This is a genomic window from Methylocella sp. (genome assembly GCF_044226135.1).
GTDB lineage: Bacteria > Pseudomonadota > Alphaproteobacteria > Rhizobiales > Beijerinckiaceae > Methylocapsa.
Genome location: NZ_JBGAHM010000028.1, coordinates 1 through 16,822 on the forward strand (window position 1 = coordinate 1; position 16,822 = coordinate 16,822).

General features: G+C 71.7%; 11 protein-coding genes and 1 pseudogene. 5 read left to right on the top strand and 7 right to left on the bottom strand.

Annotation, left to right across the window (positions count from 1 at the left end; all coding sequences use genetic code 11):
* The 3 genes and pseudogenes from ACILRB_RS11800 to ACILRB_RS11810 form a co-directional block, all read left to right on the top strand.
* A pseudogene (locus tag ACILRB_RS11800) lies at positions 1-450 on the top strand (NAD(P)/FAD-dependent oxidoreductase); the annotation flags it as partial.
* 270 nt (positions 451-720) lie between these two features.
* Positions 721-2,682, top strand: coding sequence for an autotransporter assembly complex family protein (locus ACILRB_RS11805; RefSeq protein ID WP_395666488.1), 1,962 nt, complete (start codon positions 721-723; stop codon positions 2,680-2,682).
* Complete coding sequence (locus ACILRB_RS11810; protein ID WP_395666489.1) at positions 2,682-6,950, top strand: translocation/assembly module TamB domain-containing protein; 4,269 nt, start codon at positions 2,682-2,684, stop codon at positions 6,948-6,950. Before ACILRB_RS11805 ends, ACILRB_RS11810 begins: the two co-directional genes overlap by 1 nt.
* Before the next feature lie 22 nt (positions 6,951-6,972).
* Here the strand turns inward: ACILRB_RS11810 and truA are convergent, their stop codons facing one another.
* The 7 genes from truA to ACILRB_RS11845 form a co-directional block, all read right to left on the bottom strand.
* Positions 6,973-7,710 carry a tRNA pseudouridine(38-40) synthase TruA gene (truA, locus tag ACILRB_RS11815; RefSeq protein ID WP_395666490.1) on the bottom strand — a complete coding sequence of 246 codons (738 nt, stop codon included), beginning with the start codon at positions 7,708-7,710 and terminating at the stop codon, positions 6,973-6,975.
* Positions 7,711-7,720: 10 nt separating this feature from the next.
* Positions 7,721-8,641 (bottom strand): methionyl-tRNA formyltransferase, encoded by a 921-nt coding sequence (gene fmt, locus ACILRB_RS11820; protein WP_395666517.1) that lies wholly within the window; start codon positions 8,639-8,641, stop codon positions 7,721-7,723.
* A 24-nt stretch (positions 8,642-8,665) separates the two neighbouring features.
* Positions 8,666-9,241, bottom strand: coding sequence for a peptide deformylase (gene def, locus ACILRB_RS11825; RefSeq protein WP_395666491.1), 576 nt, complete (start codon positions 9,239-9,241; stop codon positions 8,666-8,668).
* An 86-nt stretch (positions 9,242-9,327) separates the two neighbouring features.
* Positions 9,328-10,323: a hypothetical protein gene (locus ACILRB_RS11830; RefSeq protein WP_395666492.1), complete on the bottom strand. Its 996-nt coding sequence runs from the start codon at positions 10,321-10,323 to the stop codon at positions 9,328-9,330.
* Positions 10,324-10,560: 237 nt separating this feature from the next.
* Positions 10,561-11,436 carry a C40 family peptidase gene (locus ACILRB_RS11835; protein ID WP_395666493.1) on the bottom strand — a complete coding sequence of 292 codons (876 nt, stop codon included), beginning with the start codon at positions 11,434-11,436 and terminating at the stop codon, positions 10,561-10,563.
* Positions 11,429-11,647: a hypothetical protein gene (locus ACILRB_RS11840; protein WP_395666494.1), complete on the bottom strand. Its 219-nt coding sequence runs from the start codon at positions 11,645-11,647 to the stop codon at positions 11,429-11,431. The genes ACILRB_RS11835 and ACILRB_RS11840 overlap by 8 nt, the downstream gene beginning before the upstream one ends.
* 33 nt (positions 11,648-11,680) lie before the next feature.
* On the bottom strand, positions 11,681-13,135 hold the full coding sequence (locus ACILRB_RS11845; RefSeq protein WP_395666495.1) for a leucyl aminopeptidase family protein: 1,455 nt from the start codon (positions 13,133-13,135) through the stop codon (positions 11,681-11,683).
* 330 nt (positions 13,136-13,465) lie between these two features.
* Here ACILRB_RS11845 and zwf point away from each other — a divergent pair, with 330 nt between their 5' ends.
* Positions 13,466-14,938: a glucose-6-phosphate dehydrogenase gene (zwf, locus tag ACILRB_RS11850; protein WP_395666496.1), complete on the top strand. Its 1,473-nt coding sequence runs from the start codon at positions 13,466-13,468 to the stop codon at positions 14,936-14,938.
* Between the two features lie 62 nt (positions 14,939-15,000).
* Positions 15,001-16,812, top strand: coding sequence for a phosphogluconate dehydratase (gene edd / locus ACILRB_RS11855; RefSeq protein WP_395666497.1), 1,812 nt, complete (start codon positions 15,001-15,003; stop codon positions 16,810-16,812).
* The last annotated feature ends 10 nt before the right edge of the window (positions 16,813-16,822 follow it).

A 16,822-nucleotide genomic window follows, 5' to 3' on the forward strand; every position in this document is an offset into this window, starting at 1 on the left:
GACCGCGTCGGGCGGCTCCTCGTCGAGCCGGACCTCACCGTGCCGGGCCGGCCCGAGATTTTCGCGGTCGGCGACACGGCCTCGATCAAGGGGCCTGACGGCCAGCCCGTGCCCGGCATCGCGCCGGCCGCGAAGCAGGGCGGAGTCTACGCCGCCCGGACGATCAGGGCGCGGCTCGCCGGCAAGCCCGCGCCCGCGCCATTCCATTATCGCCATGTCGGCAGCCTCGCCACCATCGGCAAGAAGGCGGCGGTCGCCGATTTCGGCTGGATCAAGGTGCGCGGCTCGCTCGCCTGGTGGCTGTGGGGAATCATCCACATCTATTTTCTCATCGGCGTGCGCAACCGCCTCGGCGTCGCCCTGAGCTGGCTGTGGATCTATGTGCTCGGCGACCGCAGCGCGCGGCTCATCACGCAGGGGCGCCAGTGGGCGGGCGAGGACAAGGCCTGAGGCCGCGCCGCGCCGCGCCGCCGCTTGCGGCTCCGGCGCCACAGGTCGAAAGTTAATGACCGGTTAACCACGTCTGAACGAGCAAAATTCACCTTTCCGACGCAAGAAGGCCGAACGTGTTGTTAAGACAGCGCGTCGGGCGAAGATCGCCGCGGCGCCGGCGCGCAGTCCCGCCGGCGCACAGTCTTCGGAGCGTTGATGGCTGAGCCAGGGTCAGGTCGAAAGCGTCGCGCGGGCCGCGTCCGCGCGGCGGCATGGCGGGCGTGCGCCGTGGCGGCGCTTGCGCTTGGCGCCGCGCTCGCGCCCGCCGTCCCCGCCGCGGCCTTTGATTTCTTCGGCCTGTTCCGCTCCGAGGAGCCGCCCGCGCCGACCCCGACGACGCTGCCCTACAAGGTCACTTTCACCGTCGAGGGGGCGGACGGGCTCAAGCAGTCGCTGCAGGACGCCTCCGTCCTGTACCGGCTGCGTCTCGACCCGCCGACCGACGGCGAGGCGCTGGCGCAGCGCGTCTCGGCCGATTTCGTGCCGCTCGTCGAGGCGCTGTGGGCGCAGGGCTATTACAACGCCAAGGTCTATGTCCGCGTCGGCGACGTCGAGCGCAAGCTGCTCGGCGAAGACCTTTCGGCGCTGGCGCGGGCGGCGGACGCCTATCGCGGGCGCGCCGTCGCGCCGGTCGACGTCATCGTGGTCACGGGCGAACTGTTCCGACTCAACGCGATTTCGGCGCGCGCGACGGGCCGCACGCCCCTGCCGCCCGACTTCGACGCGCAGAAGGTGCTGAAGCTGAAGCCCGGCGACCCGGCGGTCGCGGCCGACATGCGCGCCGCCAACGCGCGGCTCGTCGACTATTTCCGCTACCGCTCCCATCCGCTCGTCAAGGCGCCGCTGCCCGAACCGGTCGTCAACCATGCGACGGGCCTCGTCGACGTGGTCTTCACGGTCGATCCGGGGCCGCAGGCGGGCTTTGGCGCGGTCTCGATCGAGGGGCCGCAGGGCTTCGACCCGGCGATCGTGCGCTCCTTCATCTATCTTCAGGACGGCGAGCCCTACAGCCCCCGCACGCTCGCCCGCACGCGCCGCTCGATCGCCTCGATCCCGGCGGTCGGCTCGGTGCGCATCCGCGAGGCCGACCATCTCGACGCCGCCGGCAATCTGCCGATCTTCATCGAGGTCGGCGACCGGCCGAACAATCTCGCCGGCTTCACCGCCGGCTATTCCACCGTCGACGGCCCGACCGGCAGCGTCTATTACGAAAACCGCAACCTGTTCGGCGGGGCGGAAAGCCTGCGCGCCGAAGGCTCGGTGTTCTATACGCCGACCGTTTATGGCCTCACCACCGGAAACACCCAGTTCGGCGAGCAGGACTTCAGCCAGGCGGGGCTTGGCGGGCGCGTGTCGCTGAGCTTCGTCAAGCCCGCGCTCTATGGCTCGCGCTTCGATTTCCTGGCGAGCGGCGCGGCCGAGCTCAACCGCGCCGGCGGCGGCGAGTTCGGCGGCTACGCCTATCAATACGCCGGCGGCACCACGGCGCTGCGCTACCGCTTCAGCGAGGAACTGCAGCTCCAGGGCGGGATCAAGTTCGAGAAGGGCGAGGCGACCGATTCGCTCGGGCGCGTCTCATATACCTATCTCGGCGTGCCGCTGTCGCTGCGCTACGACGGCACGGACGACCTGCTCAATCCCACGCAGGGCTTCCGCGCGAGCGCGACGGTCACGCCCTATCCGTCGGTGTTCGGCTCGGCCGGCTTCACCAAGGCGAGCGTCACGGGCTCGGCCTATTACGCGATCGACGACGCCGCCGACTATGTGCTCGCCGCGCGCGCGGGCTTCGGCTCGATCTTCGGCCAGGACGGCGGGCTCGAGGCGCTGCCGGCCAATTACCGCTTCTATGTCGGCGGCCTCGCCACGGTGCGCGGCTACCGCTACAATTCGGTCGGGCCGCGCACGGCCGAGGGCTACACGGTCGGCGGCCTCAGCGCCTTCAACGCCACGCTCGAGGCGCGGCTCAAGGTGTGGGGCGACTTCGGCGTCGCGCCCTTCTTCGACGTCGGCGGCGCCTATTGCAATTCGTTTCCGTCCGGCGGCTGCGGCGACACGCGGATGTCGGCCGGCCTCGGCGTGCTCTATTATACGCCGATCGGCCCGATCCGCGTCGATTTCGCCCGGCCGCTCAACCCGCGCTCCGGCGATTACCCGGTCGTCTTCTACGTCAGCATAGGGCAGCCTTTCTGATGGCGCGGCGCAGGCTCATCCTCATTCCCGCCGCCGCGCTCGGCGTCACGCTCTCGGTCGGCGCGGGCTTTCTCCTCGTCTCGGCGGCGGGCCGCGCGGCCGACGACCAGAAAAGCCTGCTCGCCAATCTCATCTCGCGCGCGCTGTCGACGCCCGAAAGCCGCGTCTCGATCGGCGACATCCAGGGCGCGCTGACCTCTGACGCGACCGTGACCGACATCCGCATCGCCGACCGCGACGGCGTCTGGCTCACGGTCAACCGCGCGCGCATCGTCTGGAGCTGGCTCGCGCTGCTGCAGCGCCGGCTCGACGTGACGAAGCTCGACGTCGACCATATCGACATGCCGCGCCGCCCGATCCCGGCCGAGGCGCCCGTCTCGGGCGAGGAGCAGCCGCTTCTGCCGGAGCTTCCGGTCAGCGTCGACATCCGCCAGCTGACGCTGGCGCGCGCCGACCTCGGCCAGCCCGTGCTCGGCGTCAAGGCGGCCTTCTCGATGGGCGGCTCGGCCAAGATCGGCGCGCCCTCCGAAGGGCTTCAGGCCTTCCTCGACGCGCAGAGCCTCGACCGGCCCGGAACCTTCAACCTGCGCCTCAACCTGGTGCCGGACACGCAGCGGCTCGACCTCAAGATCAATCTCGACGAGCCGGCCGGCGGCCTCCTCTCCGAGCTCGCCAACATTCCGAACCGCCCGCCGGTGCGCTTCACCGTCGACGGCTCGGGCGTGCTCGACGCCTTTACCGCCAAGCTCCTGTTCGACGCCGGCGCGGGCGTCGGCGCAAAAGGCGACGCGGCGCTGACCCGCGAGGGCGCGGGCCGGCGCTTCGGCTTCGACCTCGCCGCCGAAGTCTCGGGGCTGCTGCCCCCCGTCGCCGCCCCGGTCTTCGCCGGCGTCACCAGGCTCTCCGGCAACGTCAATTTCAACGATGATTCGAGCGTCGCCATTCCCGGCGTGGAGCTGCGCGCCGCCGCCGCCCGCCTCGTCGTCAAGGGCGACGTCTCGAAGGACAAGCAGGCCGACGTCACGGTGACGGCCGAGAACATCCCCAACGCCGGCGCGGCCACCAAGCTGCGCGACGTCGAGATCGGCCGGCTCGCGCTCGACGCCGCGCTGCGCGGCGCGCTCGACCAGCCGACCATCGACTCGACGCTCACCGCCGAGCGCATGAAGCTGCCGACCGCCTCGCTCGGACGGCTCGACGCCAGCTTCAAGGCCGCGCCGAACGGCCCGATCGGCGCGACCTCGACCCTGCTCGTCTCCTCCGTCGACGCCTCGGTCAAGGATCTCGCGCTCGCCAATCCGGCGCTGGCGAAGGCCGTCGGCTCGCAGGCGACCTTCGTCATGCGCGGCAAGACCAACATCCGCGGCGTCACCGACGTCGAGCGGTTCGAGCTGAAGGCGCAGAGCCTCACGGCGGGGTTCAAGGGCCGCGCGGCGCAATCCGAGATCAACGGCCGGCTCGACGCCGCCTTCCCCGACCTTTCGCGCTTTGCGGGCCTCGCCGGGCTCGACCTCGCGGGCGCCGCCGTCCTCAACGCCGACGTCGAGGGCACGCCGCGCTCGAACCGCTATTCGGCCGTCCTCGACGGCAGGGCGAGCCGCTTCGCCACGGGCCTTGCCGCCGTCGACGGTCTGTTTGGCGGCGACCTCACGCTCAAGGGCGGCGCGCGGCTCGACGCCGACGGCGGCGTCGGCTTCAACGACCTTCGCCTCAACGGGCCGCACGCCTCGGCCCGGATCGACGGCGCGGCGACGCCGGCGCGCGCCGACCTCACGGCGCAGGCGTTCGTGCCCGATCTCGCCAAAGCCGACCCGCGCGCGAGCGGCGTCGCCGAGATCGACGCCCATGTCACGGGCACGCTCGACAAGCCCGACGCCGACGCGCGCGTCCTGATCCGCGACGCGAGCCTCATGCGCCGCCCCGTGCCGCGGCTCGAACTGAACGCGCGCGCGCGCGACCTGCGCGGGGCGCTCAGCGCCGAGGCGACGCTTGACGGCGAGATCGACCGCAAGCCGGCGAAAGGCGCCTTCAGCCTGACGCGCCCGGCCGAAGGCGGCTATGCGCTTAAGGACCTCGACCTGCTGATCGGCTCGGCGACGGCGCGGGGCGCGCTCACGCTCGACGCCGCAAATTTCGCCTCGGGCGGCGTGAAGATCCATGCGCCGAACCTCGACGACCTCTCGCCGCTGGCGCTGCAGAAGCTCTCCGGCGCGCTCGACCTTGACGCCGCCTTCCTGCATCAGGACGGCCGGCAGGACGCGACGCTGAAGGCGGCGGGGCAGGGGATTTCGGGCTTCGACGTGACGCTGCGCCGCGTTTCGGCCGATCTTGCCGCGACCGACCTCTACCGCAGCCCGCGCGTTTCGGGCCAGGCCCTGATCGACGAGGCGAAGGTCGCGGGCGAGACCATCTCGCGCGTCAGGCTCGACGCGCGGCCGCAGAACGGGGCGAGCGACGTGACGCTCTCGGCGCTGGCGCGCGGCTTCACGCTCGACGCGCGCGCGGCCGTGGCGGCGCAGACGCCGCTGCGCGTCGATTTTTCGCGGCTCGACGTGACGCGCGGGCGCGACCGCGTGAGCCTTGCGGGCCCGGCCTCGGTCACGATCCAGGACGGGGGCGCCGACATCCGCAATTTCGCGCTGAACCTCAGCGGCGGACGGCTTTTCGTCAACGGGCGCGCGGCGCGCGCGCTCGACCTCAAGGTCGAGGCGCGGAAAATCCCGCTCTCGGTCGCGAATGTGTTCAGCCCCGGCCTCGATCTCGCCGGAACGCTCGACGGCGAGGCCAACGTCTCGGGCCCGGCCGCCGCGCCGACGGGCGGCTACAGGCTCGCCGTCGCCGGGCTCGCCGCGCCGCAGACGCGCGACGCCGGCCTGCCGCCGATCCGCGTCGACGCGAAGGGCCGCTTCGAGGGCGGGCGCGTCACGACCGACGCCGCGATCGACGCCGGAAAGGCCGGCCGCTTCAGGATCGCGGGCTCGGCCCCCATGGGCGGCGCCGGCGCGCTCGATCTCTCCCTGAAAGGAGAGCTCGACGCCAGCGTCGCCAACCGGACCATGTCGTCGGCCGGGCGCAGCGTCGCCGGCCGCGTCGCCGTCGACGGGCGCGTCGGCGGCACGCTCGAAAAGCCGCAGGCGTTCGGCTCGGCGACGCTCTCGAACGGCGCGTTCCAGGACGCGACCCATGGCGTGCGCCTTGCCGACATCCGCGCGCGGCTCGTCGCCGCAGGCGACCGTGTGACCATCGACTCCGCCTCCGCGCGCACGCCGAACGGCGGGACGATCACGGCCTCGGGCGGGCTGCGCATCGATCCGGCGGCGGGCTTTCCGGGCGACGTCCGCGTCAAGGGGAGCAACGCGCAGCTGCTGCAGGGCCCGATCGTGACGGCGGTCGCCAATCTCGACCTTGCCCTCTCGGGGCCGCTCGCGCGCGCGCCGCGCATCGGCGGGCGGGTCGATTTCACGACGGCCAACATCCAGATCCCCGACCGGCTGCCGGCCTCGCTGCGGCCGCTGCCGGCCCGCCAGCTCAATCCGACGCCGACGGCCAGGGCGGTGCTGGCCTCGCTCCAGCGCGATCGCGCCTCGGGGCCGGCGTTCAACGCGCTGCTCGACCTCGCGATCAACGCGCCGGGGGGCATCCGCATCCGCGGGCGCGGCCTCGACGCGACGCTCGGCGGCGGCCTGCGGCTCACGGGCTCGCTGAGCGACCCGAAGCCCGTCGGCGCCTTCAGCCTGGTGTCGGGCAATCTGCGCGTCCTGACCACGGACCTGAGCTTCACCCGGGCCAATCTGACCTTTTCGGGCGACCTCGACCCGACGCTCGACTTCCTCGCCAACACCCAGGCGGGCGGCGCCTCGATCTATGTCGCGATCACGGGCGACCCGGCCGACCCGCAGTTCGCCTTCACCTCGAGCCCCGACCTGCCGCAGGACGAAGTGATCTCGCGCCTGCTGTTCGGCCAGGCGTCGGGCCAGCTCTCGCCGACGCAGGCGCTGATGCTGGCGCAGGCGGTGGCGATCTATACGGGCGGCAATGACGCGCTCGAGGGGCTGCGGCGCTCGCTCGGCCTCGGCGCGCAGGGGTCGGTCGATCCGCTGTCGAAATTCTTCGGCGACCGGGTCTCGGTCGGCGTGCAGACCGGCGCGACGCCGAAGGAGACGGGCGTCGGCGTCAACGTCAACATCTGGAAGGCGGTCAAGGCGCGCGGCGTGATCGACGCGACCGGCGCGGTGCGCGTCGGCGTCGGCGCCGAGCATGAATGGTGAGGCGGCCTGAAGGGCCCGCGCCTCAGTAGTCGACCTGCGTCAGAAACAGCCCGTCGGGCGGGGCGACCTGGCCGCAGCGGCGCCGGTCGCGCGCCTCGAGCGCGTCGACGAGATCGGCCGCGCGCCATCTGCCCGAGCCCACATGTTCGAGCGAGCCGACCATCGAGCGCACCTGCGAATGCAGGAAGGAGCGCGCGCTCACGCGGCAGGCGATGACGTCGTCCTCGCGCGAGACGTCGAAGCGTTCGAGCGTGCGCAGCGGCGAATTGGCCTGGCACTCCGAATCGCGGAAGGTCGAGAAGTCGTGGAAGCCGACGAGGCGCTGCGCGGCGTCATGCATCGCGCGAGCGTCGAGCCTGCGCCGCACCAGCCAGGCGCGCCCGCGCTCAAACGTCAGCGGCGCGCGGCGGTTGACGATGCGGTAGAGATAATGCCGCCGCACGGCCGAAAAGCGCGCGTTGAAGTCGGGCGCGACGCGCTCGGCGGCGAGCGCCGCGACGGGCTGCGGCCGCAGCCAGGCGTTGAGCGCGTCGCGCAGCACGTCGCAGCGCCAGTCGCGCGCAAGGTCGACATGCGCCGTCTGGCCGCTCGCGTGGACGCCGGCGTCGGTGCGCCCCGCGGCCTGCACGTGGACGTCCTCGCCGGTCAGCGCGAGCAGCGCGGCCTCGACCGCCTCCTGCACCGAGACGGCGTTGGCCTGGCGCTGCCAGCCGCTGAAGGGGGCGCCGTCATATTCGAGGGTCAGCTTGAAGCGCGGCATGGCGGGCGCCTCAGGGGCAGGGCAGGCGGGCGCCCGCCGGCAGCGGCGAGCCGCGCGAAAACTCCTCGGCGCTCATGACGCCGCGGCCGGCGCGCTGCAGTTCTTCGAGCCGCAGGGCGCCGCGCCCGCAGGCGATCGTCGGCGCGGCGTCGAGCGCGAGGCCCGGCGCGCCCTCGCCGGACGTCGGCGTCGCGCGAAAAATCTTCACGCGCTCGGGCCCCTTGCCGAAATCGGCCTCGAACCAGGCCCCCGGAAAGGGGGAGAGGCCGCGGATCCGGTCATGCAGCGTTTCGGCGCTCTCGCGCCAGTCGACGCGGGTCTCGCCCTTGTCGATCTTGGCGGCGTAGAGAACGCCGTCTTCGGCCTGCGGCGTGAACACGAGCCCGCCGCGCCCGAGCGCCGCGAGCGCGCGCCCCGAGAGGTCGGCCGCCGCGCGGGAAAGCGCGTCGTGCAGCTCGCCGGCGGTGGTCCCGGGCGCGATGGCGACGCGCTCGACGAGCCCGACCGGCCCCGTGTCGAGCCCTTCCTCCATCTTCATGACCATGACGCCGGTCTCAGCGTCGCCGGCCATGATCGCGCGCTGGATCGGCGCCGCGCCGCGCCAGCGCGGCAGCAGCGAGGCGTGCAGATTGAGGCAGCCGTGCGGAAAGAGATCCAGCACGCGCTTCGGCAGGATCAGCCCATAGGCGACCACCACCGCCGCCTCGGCGTCGAGCGCCTCGAGCGCCGCGACCGTTTCGTCGGATCTGAAATTCGCCGGCGTCTCGACCCTCAGGCCGAAGCGCAGCGCCGCCTGATGCACGGGCGAGGGCACGAGGTCGAGCCCGCGCCGCCCGGCGGGCTTTGGCGCGCGGGTGTAGACGGCGGCGATCTCGTGGCCATGGCCGACAAGCTCGGTGAGGACGGGCACGGAGAATTCCGGCGTTCCCATGAAGACGATGCGCAAGGGGGCCGCCTAAAGGTCTTCGGCGGCGCCATGGGCCGGGCCCGACGCGCGCGGCTTGCGCACCGGCGCGTCATGCTTCGCCGCCTTCTCGAATTTCTTGATCACGCGCGCGCGCTTCAGCCGCGAGATATGGTCGATGAACAGCACGCCGTTGAGATGGTCGATCTCGTGTTGCAGGCAGGTGGCGAGCAGCCCGTCGGCCTCGATCTCGCGGCGCCTGCCGTCGACGTCGAGATAGCCGACGCGCACGGCGGCGGGGCGCGTCACCTCTTCGTAATAGTCGGGGATCGAGAGGCAGCCTTCCTCGTAGAGCGAGGTTTCCTCGGAGGCCCAGAGAATTTCCGGATTGGCGAGGCTGAGCGGCTCGGCGCGGGCGGAATCGTCCCTGCGCTTGGCCACGTCGACCACGATCACGCGACTGTCGACGCCGATCTGCGGCGCGGCGAGGCCGATGCCCGGCGCGTCGTACATGGTTTCGAGCATGTCGTCCATGAGCGCGCGGACGGCGGCGTCGACGGCGACGACGGGCTTGGCGACCATCCGCAGGCGCGGGTCGGGAATGATGAGGATGGGACGAAGCGACATCAGGCAGAGATAGGCCGCGCCGTGAAGAAAGGCAATTTGCCGGACGCCGCCGCGCGTCCCTTCGCCGCGCCGTCCTTCATGGCGCGTCAGGCTCCTTTCGCGCCGAACGGCCAGACGAAGGCCGACGCGAAGGCGGGCGATGCGAAAGGCGAAGGCGCGCCGGACGGCGGCGCTGGGGAGAACGGCGCGGAGGCGAACGGCGCGGAGGAGAACGGCGCGAAGGCGCGGGCGCCGAACGCCATCGAGCAGCGCAGCGCCTCCATGCAGGACGACTGCATGTAGCCGGCGCAAAGCTCGATCGCGCGCTGCGGCGACGGCGCGGCGGCGAGATCGGCGAAGAACGCGCGGCTGTCGTCGGCGGCCTTGCGCAGATAGTCGAGGATGACGCCCGCGGCCGAGTCGAAGCCGGCCGTAAATCCGGGCGACCCCAGAAGCGGGCCGGGTTTCGCCTGCGCGGCGGCGCGACGCGGCGCCGGCGTTTCGGGCGCGGGCGAGACAGACGCGGCCGGCTCGGGCGCTGCGGCCGTGACGGGCGGCGCGGCGGGCGCCGGAGCGGCGGGAGCATGGGCGGGAGCGGCGGCGGCCCTGCGTGGCGCCGCCGTGCGGACGCGCTTTTCCGGCGTGGCGCGCGCGGGTTTTTCGGTCGCGGCCGGGCCTGAGGCTCGCGCCACGGGCTTCGCTTCGGAGTTCGCCGCGGACGCCGGCCCTCGTTCTGCGGGCGTGGCTTCGGCGGCTTTGGCCGCGGCGCTCCTCGCCCCGGTCCGCGCCCGCGCGGGCCTGGCGACGCCGGGCTTGACCGCCGCCGCTTCCGCCTGCGACTGCGCCGGCTTGACGGCCGCGGCCGGCGCCGCGGGCTTCGCCGGGCGGCGCGGCTTTGCGGGGGCCTCCTGGCGCAGGATCTCCTGGCGCAGGATTTCGTCGCGCTCCGAGGCCATGTTTTTCGCGCGGACGGCGCGTTTCGGCCGGTCGTCCTGTTCGCCTGCGGCGCGCGCGGCTTCGGCGCGCACCATGTCCCAGGTGATGTCGTCCTGGGGCGCGGGGGCGGCTCTGGTCTTTGGCGGCTTTTTGGGGGTCGAGGCCATGATGCGATGTCTCCGCGTGGGGCCGAGGCCTCCATGCGGCGTCCATGCGGCGGCGGCGTCAGCTTGTCGTCTCGGATTGAATTGGGTCGGGCTGCGCGTCTGCGGCGCAGTTGGGCGCGCCGCCAAAAATGAGGATCGCAAAAATGAGGCGATTCGCGCGCGGACGCTGAGTCTAAAATAAACGTGACCGGCCTTTGAGTCCAATGTGAGGCGCAAGGCCGTCTTTTCGCGCGCCGCTCAGGCTTCGCCTCCGCCGCGCCGCGCGAACATCCGGCGGATCGAGGAGACGTCGAGCCCGCCGGCGGCGATCCGCGCCCGCGCCTCGGCGAAGGGCTCGCTCGCGACGAGCATGTGGCGCGCGTTGGCGTGCAGCAGGAGGCGTTCGTCGCGCATGATTCCGACATGGCCGCGCCAGAACACGAGGTCGCCGCGCCGCAGCGCCTCGCCGTCGGCGAGGGGCGTTCCCAGCGCATTCTCCTGCATGTCCGTGTCGCGCGGGGCGCCGACGCCCGCCGCGTCGAGCGCGGTCTGCACGAGGCCCGAGCAGTCGACGCCGCGCGCCGACTTGCCGCCCCACAGATAGGGCGCGCCGAGCAGCGTTTCGGCGACCGCCACGAAATCGGGCGCGGGCGCGTCGAGCGGCGCGAGATGGGCGGCGTAGACGAAGCCGCCGTCGGCGAGCCGCGCATAGCCCTGCGCCTCGTCGGCGACGCAAAGGCGCGCGCCGAGCGTCAGCGCCGCAAGGACCGGGCGCTTCATGTCGGGCCGCGGATAGACGAAGGTCTGGGGCGCCGCGACGCGATGCGTCGGCTCGCCCGCCGGCGCCTCCAGCGCGTCGATCGGCAGATAGCCGACATAGGAGTCGCGCGCGAGCTGCGCCCAGCCGAAGCCCGAGGCGGCGTCATAAAGAAGCGCCGTCTCGCCATAAAGCGCCTGCGTGTCGATCGAGGCCGCGAGGTCGGGCGCGGGGCGAAGGTCGGCGAGAGCGACGCGCACGCGCATCGGCCGGCCCTCGGCGAAGGCCGCCGCCTCGACCCGCCCGCGCAAAAAGGCGGCGGCGAGGTCGGGCCGGGCCGGCGTCAGGCGGCGGTCGAAGGCGGGCGCGTCATTCATAGTCCTTGGCGAGCCTCACGGTCAGCACGCCGCCCTTGTCGACGGCCGCGCAATGGCCGCCGAAGCGCTCATTGTCGCCGACGAAGCCGCAGATGCGCACGAGCTGCGGGCCGGCGCCCTGCGCCAGCACCGGGACGCCCGCGTTCTGCAGCGCGATCGCCGAAAGGGCGAGCGCGATCACGGTGAAGACGATCTTGCTGTAAAGGTCCATACGCGCGCCCCCGCCTTTTTTCTCGCCCCGCCGTCACGGCGACAGGTCTTCGGCTCCAAGCTCGTCTTCGTCCTCGTCCGCATGGGCGACGACATGGCGCGCGGCGCGCTGGCCGTGCGGCGGCGGAAAACGCGCCTCAAGGAGATCGTAGAGCAGCCGCGCCGCCTGAATCTCGCCGCCTTCGGGCTTGCCGGGCTTCGCCGAGGGCGTCCAGCCGTAGAGGTCGAAATGGGCCCAGGCCTTCGCCCGGCCGACGAAGCGGCGCAGGAACAGGGCCGCGGTGATCGAGCCCGCGAAGGCGCCGCCGCCGACGTTGTTGAGGTCGGCGACCTTGCTGTCGAGCATGGCGTCGTAGGGGTCCCAGAGCGGCATGCGCCAGACCGGGTCCTGCGCCGCCGCCGCATGGTCCGCGACGGCCTGCGCGAAGGCGTCGTCGGCCGTGTAGAAGGGCGGCAGGTCGGGGCCGAGCGCGACGCGGGCCGCGCCGGTCAGCGTCGCGAAGTCGATGAGCAGCTCGGGCGCCTCCTCGTCGGCGAGCGCCAGCGCGTCGGCGAGGATGAGCCGCCCCTCGGCGTCGGTGTTGCCGATCTCGACGGTGAGCCCCTTGCGGCTCGGATAGACGTCGCCCGGGCGGAAGGCTTCGGCCGAAATGGCGTTTTCGACGATCGGCAGGATCACGCGCAGCCGCAGCGGCAGGGCGGCGTCCATGATCATCGAGGCAAGCGCCAGCGCCGTCGCTGCGCCGCCCATGTCCTTCTTCATGAGCAGCATGCCGGCCGAAGGCTTGACGTCGAGCCCCCCTGAATCGAAGCACACGCCCTTGCCGACCAGCGTGACCTTCGGCGCGTCGGGGTCGCCCCACGAGAAATCGACGAGGCGCGGCGGCTCGGCGGCGGCGCGCCCGACCGCATGGATCAGCGGGAAGCCCGACGCGAGCAGGGCCTCGCCGCGGATGACGTTGGCCTGCGCCTGATATTGCGCGGCGCAGGCGAGCGCCGCGGCTTCGAGCGCCGCCGGGCCGAGGTCGTTCGCCGGCGTGTTGATGAGGTCGCGCCCGAGCGCGACGGCGCTTGCGACGCGCTCGATCCGGGCGGCGTCGACGCCGTCGGGCGCGCAAAGCTCGGCCGCGGCGGCGGCGCCGCCGCTTTTATAGCGGCGGAACTTATAGGCCGAGAGCAGGAAGGAGAGGGCGGCGAGCCCGGCGTCATGCGGCGCGTCGGCGAAGCGCCACAGGCCCGCCGGCAGCAGCGCGGCGAGCCGGCCGGGACGCAGCAGGTCCTTCGCCGCGTCTTCGGCCTCGATCGCGAACAGCGCTCTCGGCGGCTCGCCCGGCAGGATGAGGAAATGGCCGGGCTTCGGCTCGAAGCCGCAGGCCTGCGCATGGGCCGCGGCGGCGGGGTCGAGCGTCTCGCGCAGCGCCGGCCAGTTCGCCGCGGTGACGAAATGGATCGGCGCGGCGTGCGCCGCCGGCTCGCGCAGAAGGGACATCGAAGGCTCCGCAAAAGGCCGCGGCGCGCGGCCCGACCCGTCGAGGGTTAGCGGTTCGCGCGGCGCTTGCAAAGCGTAAAGCTCCCGCGCGGCGGCGCCCGCGCGCCTGGCGCCTGACGCGCAATTGGGCGCGCGGCGTCTTTCGTCTGCGCCCTTTGCGCGCCGTTTCGCCTTTTCTCCGCCGCCCCGGAGCCCTAGAACCCGCTCATGGGGTGAAGCGCTTGGCGCGAATCGGCAGGTTCCGGGCCGGGCGGATCGTTTCTTGCACCGGCCAAGGCCAAGGCCCTGAGCCGGGGCGGGAAACCGCAGCGTCGCAGGAGAGGGCTGTTCATGGTCTCCCGCATAGTGAAAGTCGATCCTTTCGATATCATCGTCTTCGGCGGCACAGGCGACCTCGCCTATCGCAAGCTGTTCCCGGCGCTGTTCCGGCGCTTCCTCGACGGGCAATATTCGGCCGGCACGCGCATCATCGGCGCGGCGCGCCACGACTATGACCGCGCGGCCTTCCGCGACACGGTGGCGAAGGCGCTGCGCCAGTTCGCGGCGGAAGCCGTGCGCGACGCCGACGTCGAGGCGTTTCTCGCCATGGTCGACTATGTCAGCCTCGACATCGGCTCGGACGCCGGCTGGAATTTCCTGGCCGACAGGCTGCCCGAAACGTCGAACGAGGTGCGCGCCTTCTACCTCGCCACCGGCCCCGACCGTTTCGGCGCGGTCGCGGCGCAACTCGCGGCCTACGGGCTCATCACCAAAGGCTCGCGCATCATCGTCGAGAAGCCGATCGGCAAGGACGCGGCCTCGGCGGCCAAGATCAACGACGCGCTCGGCGCGGTGTTCAGCGAAAGCCAGATCTACCGGATCGACCATTATCTCGGCAAGGAGACGGTGCAGAACCTGATGGCGCTGCGTTTCGCCAACGCGCTGTTCGAGCCGCTGTGGAACGCCGCGCACATCGACCATGTCGAGATCACGGTGGCCGAGACCATCGGCGTCGAGGGGCGCGGGGCCTATTACGAGACCTCGGGCGCCCTGCGCGACATGGTGCAGAACCATTTGTTGCAGCTCCTTTGCCTCGTCGCGATGGAGGCGCCGGCGGCGTTCGAGGCCGATTGCGTGCGCGACGAGAAGCTGAAGGTGCTCAAGGCGCTCGCCCCGATCGACGCCTCGAACTACGAATCCTGCACCGTGCGCGGCCAGTACCGCGCCGGCGCCTCGGCGTCGGGCGCGGTGCCGGGCTACCCGGAGGACGTCGGCGACCCGAAGACGCAGGTCGAGACCTTCGTCGCGCTGAAAGTCTTCGTGAACAACTGGCGCTGGGCCGGCACGCCCTTCTACCTGCGCACCGGCAAGCGGCTGCCAAAGCGCGTCTCCGAGCTGATCGTCTCGTTCCGCAACGTGCCGCATTCGATCTTCGGCCCCGAGGTCAAGATCCTGCCGACGCGGCTCGTCGTGCGGCTCCAGCCCGACGAAGGCATCAAGCTCTGGCTGATGCTCAAGGAGCCCGGCGCCGGCGGCATGCGCCTGCGCCATGTGCCGCTCGACATGGATTTCGCCCAAGCCTTCCAGATCTACGCGCCCGAGGCCTATGAGCGCCTGCTGATGGACGTGATCCGCGGCAACGCCACGCTGTTCATGCGGCGCGACGAAGTCGAGGCCGCCTGGGCCTGGATCGACCCGATCCGCGAGGCGTGGAACCAGGCCCCGCTCGAGCCGCGTTTCTATCTCGCCGGCACCTGGGGGCCGGCCTCGGCCACGGCGCTCGTCGAGCGCGACGGCCGGAGCTGGTATGAAGAGACCAGCTGAGCGCAGGCGGGCCGCCGGGACCTGAATCCCGACGCGAACGCCGCGGAATTTCGAGAGGCGCCATGGTTCAGGAGACAGTCGCCCGCGTCACGGCGCGGATCGTCGAGCGCAGCCGGCCGACGCGCGAGGCCTATCTCGCGCGCATGGAGGCGATGGCGCGCAAGGGGCCGCGCCGCGGCGCGCTCGGCTGCGCCAACCTCGCCCACGGCTTCGCCGCCTGCGCGCCGCAGGACAAGGCCGACCTCATCGCCGACGTGGTCCCGAACCTCGCCATCGTCACCGCCTATAACGACATGCTCTCGGCGCACCAGCCCTATGAGGGCTTCCCGGCGATCATCCGCAAGGCGGCGCATGAGGCGGGCGCGGTGGCGCAGGTCGCGGGCGGCGTGCCGGCGATGTGCGACGGCGTCACCCAGGGGCGCGCCGGCATGGAGCTGTCGCTGTTCTCGCGCGACGTCATCGCGCTGTCGGCCTCGATCGCGCTCTCCCACGACATGTTCGACGCCGCCCTGATGCTCGGCGTCTGCGACAAGATCGTGCCCGGGCTCGTCATCGCCGCGCAGGCCTATGGCCATCTGCCGATCGTCTTCGTGCCGGCCGGGCCGATGCCCTCAGGCATCTCGAACGACCAGAAATCCAAGGTGCGCCAGCTCTTCGCCGAGGGCAGGGCGACGCGCGCCGAACTGCTCGAAGCGGAATCGGCCGCCTATCACGCGCCCGGCACCTGCACCTTCTACGGCACGGCGAACTCGAACCAGATGCTGATGGAGGCGATGGGGCTGCATCTGCCGGGCTCCTCCTTCGTCAATCCGAACACGCCGCTGCGCGACGCGCTGACGGCGGCGGCGGCGAGGCGCGCGCTGGCCATCACCGCGCTCGGCAACGACTACACGCCCGCCTCGCAGATCCTCGACGAGCGCGCCTTCGTCAACGGCGTGGTCGCGCTGCACGCCACGGGCGGCTCGACCAACCATGTCATCCATCTCGTCGCCATGGCGCGGGCCGGCGGGATCAGGCTCACGCTCGAGGATTTCGGCGACCTTTCGGGCGTCGTGCCGCTGCTCGCGCGGGTCTATCCGAACGGCTCGGCCGACGTGAACCATTTCACCGCCGCCGGCGGCACGGGCTATCTCATCGGCCAGCTTCTGAAGGCGGGGCTGATGCATCCCGATTCGCGCACCATCGCCGGCCTGCCGCTCGCCGACTACGCCAAGGAGCCCTATCTCGAAGGCGACGAGCTGAAATTCCGCGACGCGCCCGCCGAAAGCCTCGACAAATCCGTGCTGCGGCCGATTTCCGAACCCTTTTCGGCGGACGGCGGGCTCAAGATCCTGTCCGGCAATCTGGGCGCGTCGGTCATCAAGATCAGCGCCGTCGCGCCCGAGCGCCATTTCGTGCGCGCCCCGGCGCGGGTGTTCCATGCGCAGGAGGAGGTCGAGGCCGCCTTCAAGGCCGGCGAGCTTTATCGCGACTTCGTCTGCGTCGTCCGCTTCCAGGGCGTCAAGGCGATCGGCATGCCGGAGCTGCACAAGCTGACGCCGATCCTCGCCTCGGTGATGGCGCGCGGCCATCAGGTCGCGCTGGTGACGGACGGGCGCATGTCGGGCGCCTCGGGCAAGGTGCCCGCCGCCATCCATCTCTCTCCCGAGGCGAAGGCCGGCGGGCCGATCGCGCGCCTGCGCGACGGCGACATGATCACGCTCGACGCGCACGCCGGAACGCTCGAGGCCGAGGTTTCGCCCGAAGAATTTTCCGCGCGGGAGCCTGCGGCCTGTGATCTCGAATCCTATGAACATGGCTACGGCCGCGAGCTGTTCCAAACCTTCCGCCTCGTCGCCACGGGGCCCGAGTTCGGCGCGTCGAGCCTTGGCTGAACGCCGGCTT